Raw genomic sequence first — 12240 nt, forward strand, 5'->3', positions numbered from 1 at the left:
CGCTTGGCCGTGATCGCACGACGCGGAGACGCTCGACGGCGACGCTCGGGTAAAAGACGCGCGGCATGGCGCGGGGTGGAGACGCGCGGCATGGCGCGGGGTGGAGACGCGCGGCGTGGCGCCGCGCGGCGTGGCGACGGGTGGGGTGGGGCGGGCGGGGCTTCGCCGTACGAGTGGAGGGCTCAGCCCTTGCCGGCGTGGCTGGCGAGCTGGTCGAGGCCGTTGATGATGCCGCCGGCCAGGTCGCCGCCGCTGAATGCGCCGACCATGGAGAGCGCGGCCAGCTTCGCGTACGTGTCGGGGATGCGCTTGCGGGCGTAGCGCCCGGTGACGACCTCCAGCTGACGCTGGTTGGGTGACACGGCGATCAGCACCGACTTGTCGGGCTCGGCGAGCTGGTGGTGCAGTCGCTGGGCGTGCTCGCGGATGGGCTCGTCGAGACCGCCGACGAATACCGAGAAGACCAGCCCGGTGCCCTGGTCGGCCAGGCGCAGGGCCTCGTCGATGCGCAGCAGCTGGCGGGTTGAGAACGGCCCGTCGAGCACCTCGGGCGGATTTTCCGACCCGACCTGCTTCTCACCAACGGTCACTTGCGCCTCCGGTTCCACCGGCCGGCGCCTCGACGCTGGCCTTCTCAAGCTTGTGGCTGGTCAGCGCGGGCGCCTGCGCCCCCGCCGTCAGCGCGGTGCCGGCCGAGTCGGCCAGCTGCTCCGGGCGGCCCAGGAACCAGACCGGAGTGAAGTCGAAGGGCCGGCCCGGCCGGTAGCGCTTGGCACCGCCGCCACCGCCGGTGGCACCACCACGGCTACCGACGTACGACAGGCCGGCGATGACCAGCACCGCGGCCAGCGGGATGCCGACGAAGACCAGCAACGTCTCGGTAACAGACAATCCCAACGCCCCCAGGCGGAAGAAGGACGACCTCGAACAACCGGGTCGAATGGACGATCACGATGCCGACCACCCGACTCCGTCGCCATTCACGTTAGCGGAGTCGACGGCCCGCCAGATTGCGGGGTGCCGATCCCATCCGTCACAGCAGTTCTCCAGTTGCGCAGCGGTAGCGATCAGCCGCGCGTCGTCGCCGTACCGGCCGGTGAGCAGCACCCCGACGGGCAGGCCGTCGGTGGTGGTGCCGAGCGGCAGGGAGACGGAAGGATCGCCGGTGACGTTGAAAATGGCGCAGTAGGGCGAGAAGCGGCGTTGCCGTTCGAAGTCCGCCGCCGGGTCGCCGTCGGCGGTGAACCAGCCGACGGGTGCCTGCGGGGCAGCCAGGGTGGGGCAGAGCAGGAGGTCGCAGCCGGCGGTGCGACGGGCACCGAGGCGTACCTGCGCCTGCAACTCACCGAGAGTGGTGGCCAGGGTGCCGGCGGAGACCTCGGCGCCCCGGGCCCGCAGCAGCCGGGTCAGCGGCAGCAGTTCCGCTTCGCGCTGCGGGGGCACCGGGGCGAGCGCCAGCACGTACCAGAGGATTTCGAACAGCGGCCACACCGCCGGCCCGAGCGGCGGCGGCACCTCGACCACCTCGTGGCCGGCCGCGGTGAGCAGCGCGGCGGCCCGGTCCACGGCGGCCACACAGTCGGGGTGCACCGGCTCGTCGGCGAGCATCGGCGTGGTGAACCGGCCGATCCGCAGCGGGCCGGGCTCGGCCCGGCGCGCGACGGTCAGGTAGCCGCCGGGCGGCGCGGGCGGTGGCAGGTAGGGCTCGCCGGGGACCGGGACGGCCATGACGTCGAGCAACGCGGCGACGTCGGTGACGGTCCGCCCGAGCGGGCCGCTGGTGGGCAGGCCGAACGCGCCGGAGCCGAGCGGCCCACCGGAGACGAGGCCGCGGCTGGGTTTGTAGCCGACCAGGCCGCAGAGCGACGCCGGGATGCGCAACGAGCCGCCGCCGTCGGACCCCTGGGCCACCGGGACCAACCCGGCCGCCACCGCCGCCGCGGCGCCGCCACTGGAACCACCCGCGGTGTACGCCAGCTGCCACGGATTGCGGGCCGGGGGCGCGACGCGACCCTCCGAGTAGAGCGAGCAGCCCAACTCGGAGGTGGTCGTCTTGCCCAGGCTGACCAGACCGGCGGCCTTGATGAACCGGACCACGTCGGCGTCGACCGGTGGGACGAAGTCGATGAAGGCGGCCGAGCCGAAGGTGGTCCGGACGCCGGCGGTGAGCGTCAGGTCCTTGATCGCGGTCGGTACGCCGTGCAGTGGACCCCGGGCCTCGACGGGCACGGCGTCGGCTGCCCGTGCGGCCGCCCGGGCGAGATCCGGTGTGACGGTCACGAACGCGCCCACGGTGTCGCCGACGGCCGCCACCCGGCGCAGGTGGTGCTCGACCAGGTCGACGCTGGACAGCTCGCCGCGGGCCATCGCGGCGGCCTGCTCCAACGCGGTCAGGTCGTGCGGCTCGGACATGCCCTCATCCTGCCCGCTGGGCACCGCCGTCGACGGCCGACACGACGTCCACCGATCAGGTCGTGTCCGACCGGCCGAGGAAGCGTAGGGCGTTGGTGGCCAGGACCTTGTCCCGCTGGGCGTCGGTGAGGAAGTCGGCCGCACGCACCACCGCGCCGGCAGGGCGTTCGCCCAGCGGGTACGGGTAGTCGCTGCCGACCAGCACCCGGTCCTCCCCCATCGTGTCGACCAGCAGCCGCAGCGCGGGTGCCGCGAAGACCACCGAGTCGACGCTGAACCGGTCGACGTAGCTGCTGGGCGGGCCGGCGGACGCGCCACGGACCAGGTCGCCGCGGCGGTGCCAGGCGTTGTCGGCGCGGCCGAGCCAGAACGGGAAGCTGCCACCGCCGTGCGCGAAGCAGATCCGCAGCGTCTCCGGCACCCGGTCGAAGACGCCGCCCAGGATCATCGCCAGCACCGACAGGTGCGTCTCGGCGGGCATTCCGGTGAGCCAACGGGCCATCCACCGGTCCAGCCGGGGACCGCCCGGCATGTCCCACGGATGAACGAAGACGGGGGCGCCCACCTCGGCACAGTGCTGGAGGAAGGTGACCACACCGGCGTCGTCGAGGTCCCGGTCGCCGACGTGGTTGCCGATCTCCACCCCCACGTGCCCGGCGGCCAGGCTGCGGTCCAGTTCGGCGCAGGCGGCGTCCGGGTCCTGCAGGGGCACCTGGCAGAACGGCACCAGTCGGTCACCCCCGGCCGCGGTGACCTCCAGGGTCAGGTCGTTGAAGATCCGGGCGACCTTCACCGCCTGGTCGACCGGGCGGTCATAGCTGAAGAAGACCGGCGTCGGTGAGACCACCTGCACGTCCACGCCGTCGGCGTCCATGTCGGCCAGTCGGCGCGACGCGTCCCAGCACTCGGCGCCGACCGGGCGGAACTCGGTCTCCCCCACCATGATCATGGCGGCCCGCTCGGAGTCGACCCGCAACCAGGGCCAACCGGACCCGCCGCACGCTGCGCCGAGGTCCGGCCAACCCTTCGGTACGACGTGCGTGTGCACGTCCACCACACCTGTGGGCATCAGCCCTTGCCCGGGTGCAGGGTGCCGCAGTTGGCGCAGGTGCGCGCCTGCTCGTCGGCGTAGAACGCCTGGAAAACCGGCGGCAGGTCGGCGGCGATGTCGCGAACCTGCAACTCCACCTCGTGCACCTTGTTGCCGCACCCGGGGCAGTACCACTGGAACGTCTCCAGCGTGCCCTCCTCACGGACCCGCTCGACGACCACACCGATCGAGCCGGCCTCGGGCCGCTGCGGCGAGTGTGGGGTGTTGCGCGGCAGCATCCACATCTGGCCCTCGCGCACGTGCACCGTACGCGGCCCCTCCGGGGTCATCAGGTTGATGTGCATGTTGCCCTTGACCTGGTAGAAGAACTCCTCGTACGGGTCCACGTGGAAGTCGGTGCGCTGGTTGGGCCCACCCACCACCATCACGATGAAGTCGTCCCCGCCGGGGAACATCTCCTTGTTGCCCACTGGCGGCTTCAACAGGTGCTGGTTGTCCGCGATCCATCCTGGAAAGCTGAACGGCTCGGCAATCTCGCTCACGACTGACCTCCGGAGGGAAGAAGGGCCACGGCCTGGATCTCGATGAGCAGGTGCGGGTGCGGCAACTGGTGCACCGCCACCGTCGTGCGGGTCGGGCCGGACGCGTCGAAGAACTCCGCCCACACCTCGTTGTAACCACCGAAGTCGTTCATGTTGACCAGGTAGGACGTCACCTGGACGAGGTCGGTGAGGTCCGCGCCGACCGAGCGCAGCAGATCCCGCACGTTTTCGATGACCGCCCGCGTCTGCAGCCGGATGTCGAGGTTCGTGGTCCCGAACCCGTCCACCGACACACCGGCGAAGCTGTTGTCGGCTCGCCGCGACGACGTACCGGAGACGAAGACGAACCCACCCGCCACCTTGACGTGCGGAAAAGCCCCCCGAGGCACAGCCTTCCCCACAACGACCCGCGCACCGTCGATCACGATGAGGCCCGCAGCGACGCCGTGCCGAGCTTCTCGACGACAGCACGGACATGGGCACCGGGACGCAGCGGCACGGCGGCCGTAGCGGCACCGGCCAGGAAGACCCACCCGGACTGCAACCGCACCCCGTGCCGACCGGCCAGCCGGATGCCCTCGTCGAGGGCCCGGCGCGGATCGCCGAGGATCGCCGCCGTCGAGCCGACCTGGGCCACCCGCCCGTCGACCTCCAGCAGCACGCCGAGGTTGTCCAGCCCCGCGGGCACCGGCGACCACGGCCCGATCACGAACGCGGCGGCCGAGGTGTTGTCGGCGATCACGTCCGGCAGCGAGAAACGGAAGTCGGCGTACCGGGAGTCGATCAGCTCGATGGCCGGGGCGACCGCGCGGACCGCGCTGGTGAAGTCGCCGACCGGCTCGCCCGGCTCGGGCAGCCGGTCCAGCAGGAACGCCACCTCCGGCTCGACCCGGGGATGGATGTACGCGGCCGGGTCCACGGAACCGCCGTCGGGCACCCGCATCGCGTCGGTGAGTCGCCCCCAGATCACCTCGTCGACGCCGACCTGGGCCATCTTCGCCTTGCTGGTGAGCCCCATCTTCAACCCGACCAGCCGTTGACCGGCGTCGAGGCGGCGCTGGAGCAGGGCGGCCTGCACGGCGTACGCGGCGTCCACGTCGAGGCCGGTCTCGGCGGCGAGCTGCGGGATGGGGGTGGCCGCGTCCGCTGCCGCGCCCAACTTCTCGGCGATCCCCGCGACGTCCGGTCCGATCATGCTGCGCCACCCTTCGTTCGCGACTGCGGGGCTCGCAAACCCGGCTCACTCCTCGCGCTCACAGCCTCCGTGCCGGCCAGGTCGAGTGCCACGTCCACGATCATGTCCTCCTGGCCGCCGACCATCCGGCGCCGACCCAGCTCGACCAGGATCGAGCGGACGTCCACGCCGTAACGCGTCGAGGCCCGCTCGGCGTGCCGCAGGAAGCTGGAGTAGACCCCGGCGTACCCGAGAGAGAGCGTCTCCCGATCCACCTGGACCGGCCGATCCTGCAACGGGCGGACGATGTCGTCGGCCGCGTCCATCAGCGCGAACACGTCGCAGCCGTGCTTCCAGCCGTGCAGCTCGGCGACCGCCACGAAGACCTCCAGCGGCGCGTTGCCGGCGCCCGCGCCCATGCCGGCGAGGGAGGCATCGACGCGGACGGTCCGGCCGTGCGGTGCGTCGGGGCCGACCGGCGCGGACCCGGTGACCCGGCCGTGCTCGACGGCGAGCACGCTGTTGGCGACCCCGAGGGACAGGTTGTGGTGGGCATGGATGCCGATCTGCGTCTCCGGTGCCAGGACCTGCCGGTACGCGTCGACCCGCTGCGCCACGTCGGACATCAGCAGCCGACCGCCGGAGTCGGTGACGTAGACGCAGTGCGCCCCGTACGACTCCATCAGCTTGGCCTGTCCGGCGAGCCCGGCCGGGTCGGACATGTGCGACATCATCAGGAACCCGGCCACGTCCATGCCGTTCTCCCTGGCCCAGGAGATGTGCTGGGCGGAGATGTCCGCCTCGGTGCAGTGGGTGGCGATCCGGACGCTTGTCACCCCGAGCGCCTTCGCGGCCTTCAGATCGGCGATCGTGCCGATGCCCGGCAGCAGCAGGGTGGTCAGTTTCGCCGTGGTCAGCACCTCGGCGGCGGCGGAGATCCACTCGGCGTCGGTGGCCGCGCCGTGGCCGTAGTTCACGCTGGAACCGGCGAGCCCGTCACCGTGTGCCACCTCGATGGCGGCGACACCGGCGGCGTCCAGCGCGGCGGCGATGGTGCGTACCTGCTCGACGGTGTACTGGTGCGCGATGGCGTGCATACCGTCGCGCAGCGTCACGTCCTGGATGTACAGATCCGTCATGCCACCGCTCCCTTCACCCGCAACGCCACCAGCCGCTCGGCGGTGCGCAACGCGGCCGAGGTCATGATGTCCAGGTTCCCGGCGTACGCCGGCAGGTAGTGCCCGGCACCGGAGACCTCCAGGAACACCGACACCTGCAGCGCGGTGAGCTGCCGCCCGAGCGCCGGCAGGTAGGCCTCGACCCGGTCGAACTGCACGTCCTGCTTGAGTTGGTAGCCGGGGACGTACTCCTGCACCGACGCCACCATGTCCGCCACCGAGGCCGCGATGGCGTCGGTGTCGGCGTCGGCGTCCGGGCAGAGGCAGTAGACGGTGTCGCGCATCAGCAGTGGTGGGTCCGCCGGGTTCAGCACGATGATCGCCTTGCCCCGGTCGGCACCACCGACGACCTCGATGGCCCGGGCGGTGGTCTCGGTGAACTCGTCGATGTTGGCCCGGGTGCCCGGTCCGGCAGAGCGGGACGCAATCGACGCGACGATCTCCCCGTACGCCACCGGGGTGACCCGGCCGACGGCGGCGACGATCGGCACGGTCGCCTGACCACCGCAGGTCACCATGTTGACATTCGGCTCGTGCAGGTGCTCGTCGAGGTTGACCGGCGGCACCACGTACGGGCCGAGCGCGGCCGGGGTCAGGTCGACAATCGTGCGGCCGTGCGCTCGCAGCACCTCGTCGTGGCGTCGGTGCGCCCCGGCCGAGGTGGCGTCGAAGACCAGCTCGACGTCGGCGAACTCGGGCATCGCCACGAGCCCGTCCACGCCGTCGGCGGTGGTGGCCACGCCGAGCCGACGGGCCCTGGCGAGACCGTCGGACGCCGGGTCGATGCCGGCCATCGCCACCATCCGCAGGCTGTCACTCAGCCGGAGAACTTTGATCATCAGGTCGGTGCCGATGTTGCCGGAACCGAGCACCGCCACACCGGTCATGCTGATCTGCCTTTCGTTCGCGACTGCGGGGCTCGCAAACCCGGCTCACTCCTCGCGCTCACTGGTTACCTCCAGCACTGAAGCAGGTGCGCACCGAACCGAGCCCGGAGATCCGCGCCTCGTACGCGGCACCCGGCGTGACCGGCACCATCGGGCCGAGCGCACCGGAGAGCACCACGTCGCCGGCACGCAGCGGGTCACCGGCGCGTGCGAGGGTGCCGGCCAGCCACTGCACGGCGTGCAGCGGGTTACCCAGGCAGGCCGCGCCCGCGCCCACCGAAACCGGTTCACCGGCGTGCTCCAGCACCATCCCGCAGAGCCGCAAATCGATGTCGGCGAGTCGGCGCGGCGTCGTGCCGAGCACGAAGAGCCCGCTGGAGGCGTTGTCGGCGACGGTGTCCACGATGGAGATGTCCCAGGCGGCGATGCGCGAGTCGACGATCTCGATGGCCGGCAGCACGTAATCGACCGCGCGGATCAGGTCGACCAGCGTGATCTGTGGGTCCGGGAGGTCCTTGTCGAGCACGAACGCGATCTCCGCCTCGACCCGCGGCTGGAGCAGCCGGTCGATGGCCACCTCGACCCCGTCGCCGACCGCCATGGCGTCGGTCAGCATCCCGAAGTCGGGCTGGAACACCCCGAAGGTCTCCTGCACTGCCCGGGAGGTCAGCCCGATCTTCGCGCCGACCCGGCGTTCGCCGCGGCCCTGCCAGGCCCGCGCCTGAAGCTGCTGCACACGGTACGCGGACTCGACGTCCCCCTCCGGCAGCAAGCGACCGCGTAGCGGTGGGCACGGCTTGCCGGTGTTGCGGGCGTCGGCCAACTCCCGGTTGGCGGCCTCGATGTCAGGTTCCATGCCCGCTCCTCGCTGCGGTGCGCTCATGACAGGTCCACGCAGACGTTCGTGAGTTCGGAGTAGAAGTTCAACGAGTGCACGCCGCCCTCGCGGCCGATGCCGGACGCCTTCACCCCGCCGAACGGGGTACGCAGGTCGCGCAGGAACCACGTGTTGACCCAGACGATGCCGGCGTCGAGCCGCGCTCCGGCTCGGTGGGCGACACCCACGTCCCGGGTCCACACGGTCGCCGCCAGGCCGTACTCGGTGCCGTTCGCGAGCGCGTACGCCTCGTCCTCGGTGTCGAACGGCGCCACGTGCACCACCGGGCCGAAGATCTCCTCCCGGTTGGTACGAGCGTCGGGGCCGAGCCCGGTGAGCACGGTCGGTTGCACGTACGACCCGCCGTCGCGGGCGTCACCGAAGGTGGGCGTGCCGCCGCCGGTCAGCACCTCGGCGCCCTCGGCGCGGGCCAACTCGTACGCGCCGAGCACCTTCGCCCGGTGCTGGTGGGAGATCAGCGGCATGGTGGCGGTGGCCTCGTCGGTCGGCCAGCCGTACGCCAGTTCGCCGGCACGCTTGGCGAGCCGGGCGGTGAACTCCTCGAAGACCGGGCGCTGCACGTAGAGGCGTTCGGTGCAGAGGCACACCTGCCCGCCGTTGGTGAAGCTGGACCGCATCGAGCCGGCCACCGCGGCGTCCAGGTCGGCGTCGGCGAAGACCAGGCCGGCGTTCTTGCCGCCCAGTTCGAAGCTCACCGCCTTCACCCCGTCGGCGGCGGCCCGCATGATCGCGCCGCCGGTGGCCGACTCACCGGTGAAGGTGATCGCGTCGACCCCCGGGTGGCGGGTGAGGAACTCGCCGGCGGAGTCCGGCCCGAACCCGTGCACCAGGTTGAACACCCCGGCCGGTACGCCGGCGGCGGCCATCACCTCGGCGAGCAGCGTCGCCGAGGCGGGCGTCTCCTCGCTGGGCTTGACCACGACGGCGTTGCCGCAGGCCAGCGCCGGGGCCACCTTCCAGGTGAGCAGCAGCAGTGGCAGGTTCCACGGCACGATGACGGCGACCACACCGACCGGTTTGCGGAGCGCGTAGTTGAGCGCCCGGCCGCCGGTCGGGGTGACGGTGGTGAACGACTCGGTGGGCGCGGTCGCCACGATCTCCGCGAACGCCCGGAAGTTCGCCGCGCCACGCGGGATGTCCAGCGTGCGGGCCTGGGCGATGGACTTGCCGGTGTCGGCGACCTCGGCGGCGACCAGGTCGTCGAAGCGGCGTTCCAGTTCGTCGGCGACCCGGCGCAGCACCTCGGCACGTTCCCGTTCGCCCATCCGGCCCCACGGCCCGTGCAGGGCGGCCCGGGCGGCGGCCACCGCGTCGTCCACGGTGGACTTCGACGCCTCGACGACCTCGAACACCTGCTCCCCGGTGACCGGGCTCGCCTTGGCGAACGTCGGCCCACCGTCGACGAACTCGCCGCCGACGAAGTTACGCAGCCGCAGTGGCCCGGCCGGCGCGTGACCGGCCATCAACCGCGGATCCCAGTTGCCGGTCATCCGCGCCTCCCTCGGCTCAGTGCCGCGCCGACCGCGCCGACCAGCAGCAACGCCGCCCCGCCGGCGACCGCGCCGAGCACCCGGTGCTGCCGTCGGACCCGGCGGCGCACCTCCGCGTACCCGGTAGTGGAGAAGGACACCAGCTCGTACTGGGAAACGTACCGGCCGGGCAGGGCCCGTTCCAGTGCGTGCTCCACCCGCCGCCTCAACTGGAAGACCGGGGAGGCGACCTTGTCCCGCATCTCCACGAAGTTGGTCAGCGCCATCGTCGCGATGGCCTCGGCGTTCTCCTGCCGGCGTCGCTGGAACAGCGGCAGCGCCGCCAACCAGTCGTCAGCGCACTCGTCCAGACAGCGGTCCAGCTCGACCACGTCCTCGAACGCACAGTTGGCGCCCTGGCCGTAGAACGGCACGATCGCGTGCGCCGCGTCGCCGAGCAGGCCGACCTTCCCGTAGACCTGCCAGGGGGTGCAGCGAACCGTGCCGAGCACGCCCACCGGGTTGTGCTGGTAGTCGTCGACCAGGTTCGGTGCCAGCGGGATGACGTCCGGGTAGTGCTGGGCGAAGTGCTCTTCGATCGCCGCCGGGCTGTCCAGTGCCGCGAAGCTCCCGGCGCCCTCGTTGGGCCAGAACAGGGTGCAGGTGAAGGAGCGGTCCGGGTTGGGCAGCGCGATCATCATCGAGGTGCCACGCGGCCAGATGTGCAGGGCATCCGGGTCCAGGGCGAAGTCCCCGCCCAGCGCCGGGATCGTCAGCTCCTTGTAGCCGTAGTCGAGAAAGTCCACGCTCTCGTCCAGCAGCCCGTACGCGAGCAGTTGCCCGCGCACCGCGGAGCCGGCGCCGTCGGCACCCAGCACGACCGACGCCTTGGCGGCGACCGGGCCCTGCGGGGTCTCGAAGCTCAGGGTGCCATCGATCGGGTCGAGCCCGACCAGCCGGTGGTCGAAGACGATCCGCACCCCGGGCAGCGCGGCGGCCTCGTCCAGCAGGGCGTTGTTCAGCGCACCCCGGCTGATCGAGTTGATCGCCCGGTCACCGGCCGCGCTGTACGACTGGAACTGCTGCTCCCCCTCGACCGGGTGGATCATCCGGCCGCGCATCGGCAGGGCGTCGGTCATCACCTGCTCGGCCAGCCCGATCCGGCGCAGCGCGTCCAGCCCGCGCTCGGAGAGCGCCAGGTTGATCGAGCGACCGCGCTCGGCCGTGCCGGTGCGCGGGTCGGAGCGGCGCTCGTAGAGGGCCACCGGGTAGCCGCGCCGAGCCAGGAAACATGCGGCCAGACAGCCGGCCAGCCCCGCACCGATGATCGCGATCTCGTCACGCCGGGCGGTCATGAGGTCGCCCCGACCGTCGTGGCCAGCGCGGCCGCCGCCCGCCAGCAGTCAAGGTACGTGGAGTAGAGCGGCACCGGGGCGAACCGGACGACGTCCGGTTCACGGGCGTCGGCGATCACGCCGTGTTCGTACCGCAGGCGTTTGGTCAGCTCGGCGGCACTGCCGGCGGCGATGCGCACCGAGAGTTGGCAGCCCCGCCGGGCGGGGTCGCGCGGGGTGACCACGCGCAGCGGCCGGTCGGCGGTGACCTCGTCGAGCAGCGACTCCAGCCAGCCGGTGAGTCGCAGGCTGCGCGCGCGCAGCGCCGCCATGCCGACCGTGTCGAACAACTCCAGCGAGGTACGTACCGGGCCCATCGCGAAGATCGGCGGGTTGGAGATCTGCCAGGCCTCCACAGTGGTGGGTGGTCGGGACACCGGGGTCATCTCGAAGCGGGTGGCCGCCGCGGTGCTCCACCACCCCTCGAAGCGGGGCAGGTCGGGATCGCCGAGGTGCCGCTCGTGCACGAAGACGCCCGCCAGGGCGCCCGGCCCCGAGTTCAGGTATTTGTAGGAGCACCAGGCGGCGAAGTCGACGTCCCAGTCGTGCAGGGCCAGCGGCACGTTGCCGACCGCGTGGGCCAGGTCCCAGCCCACCACGGCTCCGGCCGCGCGACCGGCGGCCGTGATCGCCGGAATGTCGAGCAGCTCGCCGGTCAGGTAGTTGACCCCGCCGAGCAGCACCAGCGCCACCCGATCGCCCTCGGTGGCCAGGTAGTCGGTCACGTCCTCGGTACGCAGGGCGTCCTCGCCGGCGCGTGGGCGCAGCCGGACCACCGTGTCGTCCGGGTCCAGGCCGTGGAACCGGGCCTGACTGCGCACGGCGTAACTGTCCGAGGGGAACGCGGCGTCCTCGATGACGATCCGGGTGCGGGTGCCGGCCGGGCGGTAGAAACTCACCATCAGCAGGTGCAGGTTGACCGTGAGCGAGTTCATCACCACGGTCTCCGCGGGCCGGCCGCCGACCAGTCGGGCAGCCGGCGCGGTCAACAGCTCGTGGTACGGCAGCCAGGCGCGCTCCGCCTCCAGGTGCCCCTCGACGCCGAGCCGCCCCCAGGCGTCCAGGTCGGCGAGGAGTTCGTCGCGGGTGGCCCGGGGTTGCAGGCCGAGCGAGTTGCCGGCGAGGTACGCCGACTCGGGGTGGTCGCCGCCGTCGGCCGGCGGCACGTGGAACAGGTGCCGGTGCCCGGGGTCGGCCTCGTCGAGGCGGTGCGCCTCTTGTTCTGGGGTGTGCAT

13 protein-coding genes are annotated in these 12240 nt (G+C 71.9%); all 13 read right to left on the reverse strand.

Features of this window, described 5'->3' with window-relative positions:
• Nucleotides 1-182: 182 nt before the first annotated feature.
• From JOD64_RS08045 to kynU, 13 genes are read right to left on the reverse strand one after another with little or no spacing between them, the layout of a single operon-like run.
• Entirely contained in the window at nt 183-590 is a 408-nt protein-coding gene (locus JOD64_RS08045; protein WP_204941661.1) for a DUF5130 family protein, read from the reverse strand.
• Nucleotides 577-897, reverse strand: a complete 321-nt coding sequence (gene ctaJ, locus JOD64_RS08050; protein ID WP_435795513.1) for an aa3-type cytochrome oxidase subunit CtaJ — start codon at nt 895-897, stop codon at nt 577-579. The genes JOD64_RS08045 and ctaJ overlap by 14 nt, the downstream gene beginning before the upstream one ends.
• A 51-nt stretch (nt 898-948) precedes the next feature.
• Entirely contained in the window at nt 949-2412 is a 1464-nt protein-coding gene (locus tag JOD64_RS08055) for an amidase (protein ID WP_204941662.1), read from the reverse strand.
• 55 nt (nt 2413-2467) lie between these two features.
• The gene (locus JOD64_RS08060) at nt 2468-3481 is read right to left on the reverse strand and encodes an amidohydrolase family protein (RefSeq protein ID WP_204941663.1); all 1014 of its coding nucleotides are present in this window, start codon (nt 3479-3481) and stop codon (nt 2468-2470) included.
• Nucleotides 3481-4005, reverse strand: a complete 525-nt coding sequence (locus JOD64_RS08065; RefSeq protein WP_204941664.1) for a 3-hydroxyanthranilate 3,4-dioxygenase — start codon at nt 4003-4005, stop codon at nt 3481-3483. Before JOD64_RS08065 ends, JOD64_RS08060 begins: the two co-directional genes overlap by 1 nt.
• The gene (locus JOD64_RS08070; protein WP_372434235.1) at nt 4002-4433 is read right to left on the reverse strand and encodes a RidA family protein; all 432 of its coding nucleotides are present in this window, start codon (nt 4431-4433) and stop codon (nt 4002-4004) included. The genes JOD64_RS08065 and JOD64_RS08070 overlap by 4 nt, the downstream gene beginning before the upstream one ends.
• On the reverse strand, nt 4427-5200 hold the full coding sequence (locus JOD64_RS08075; protein WP_204941666.1) for a 2-keto-4-pentenoate hydratase: 774 nt from the start codon (nt 5198-5200) through the stop codon (nt 4427-4429). Before JOD64_RS08075 ends, JOD64_RS08070 begins: the two co-directional genes overlap by 7 nt.
• Entirely contained in the window at nt 5197-6318 is a 1122-nt protein-coding gene (gene dmpG, locus JOD64_RS08080) for a 4-hydroxy-2-oxovalerate aldolase (RefSeq protein WP_204941667.1), read from the reverse strand. The genes JOD64_RS08075 and dmpG overlap by 4 nt, the downstream gene beginning before the upstream one ends.
• Nucleotides 6315-7244, reverse strand: coding sequence for an acetaldehyde dehydrogenase (acetylating) (locus tag JOD64_RS08085; protein ID WP_204941668.1), 930 nt, complete (start codon nt 7242-7244; stop codon nt 6315-6317). Before JOD64_RS08085 ends, dmpG begins: the two co-directional genes overlap by 4 nt.
• Nucleotides 7245-7302: 58 nt before the next feature.
• A complete protein-coding gene (locus JOD64_RS08090) occupies nt 7303-8100 on the reverse strand; it encodes a 2-keto-4-pentenoate hydratase (RefSeq protein WP_204941669.1) in 798 nt (265 codons plus the stop codon).
• Nucleotides 8101-8123: 23 nt separating this feature from the next.
• Complete coding sequence (locus JOD64_RS08095; protein WP_204945959.1) at nt 8124-9605, reverse strand: 2-hydroxymuconic semialdehyde dehydrogenase; 1482 nt, start codon at nt 9603-9605, stop codon at nt 8124-8126.
• 23 nt (nt 9606-9628) lie between these two features.
• Nucleotides 9629-10966, reverse strand: a complete 1338-nt coding sequence (locus JOD64_RS08100) for an FAD-dependent oxidoreductase (protein ID WP_204941670.1) — start codon at nt 10964-10966, stop codon at nt 9629-9631.
• Complete coding sequence (gene kynU, locus JOD64_RS08105; RefSeq protein ID WP_204941671.1) at nt 10963-12240, reverse strand: kynureninase; 1278 nt, start codon at nt 12238-12240, stop codon at nt 10963-10965. Before kynU ends, JOD64_RS08100 begins: the two co-directional genes overlap by 4 nt.

The organism is Micromonospora luteifusca, assembly GCF_016907275.1.
Taxonomy (GTDB): Bacteria; Actinomycetota; Actinomycetes; order Mycobacteriales; family Micromonosporaceae; genus Micromonospora; species Micromonospora luteifusca.

Coding starts and splice junctions, on each gene's coding strand:
- JOD64_RS08055 (WP_204941662.1), bottom strand. CDS start 2,412: ATGTCCGAGCCGCACGACCTGACCGCGTTGGAGCAGGCCGCCGCGATG.
- JOD64_RS08060 (WP_204941663.1), bottom strand. CDS start 3,481: ATGCCCACAGGTGTGGTGGACGTGCACACGCACGTCGTACCGAAGGGT.
- JOD64_RS08075 (WP_204941666.1), bottom strand. CDS start 5,200: ATGATCGGACCGGACGTCGCGGGGATCGCCGAGAAGTTGGGCGCGGCA.
- dmpG (WP_204941667.1), bottom strand. CDS start 6,318: ATGACGGATCTGTACATCCAGGACGTGACGCTGCGCGACGGTATGCAC.
- JOD64_RS08085 (WP_204941668.1), bottom strand. CDS start 7,244: ATGACCGGTGTGGCGGTGCTCGGTTCCGGCAACATCGGCACCGACCTG.
- JOD64_RS08090 (WP_204941669.1), bottom strand. CDS start 8,100: ATGGAACCTGACATCGAGGCCGCCAACCGGGAGTTGGCCGACGCCCGC.
- JOD64_RS08095 (WP_204945959.1), bottom strand. CDS start 9,605: ATGGCCGGTCACGCGCCGGCCGGGCCACTGCGGCTGCGTAACTTCGTC.
- JOD64_RS08100 (WP_204941670.1), bottom strand. CDS start 10,966: ATGACCGCCCGGCGTGACGAGATCGCGATCATCGGTGCGGGGCTGGCC.
- kynU (WP_204941671.1), bottom strand. CDS start 12,240: ATGCACACCCCAGAACAAGAGGCGCACCGCCTCGACGAGGCCGACCCC.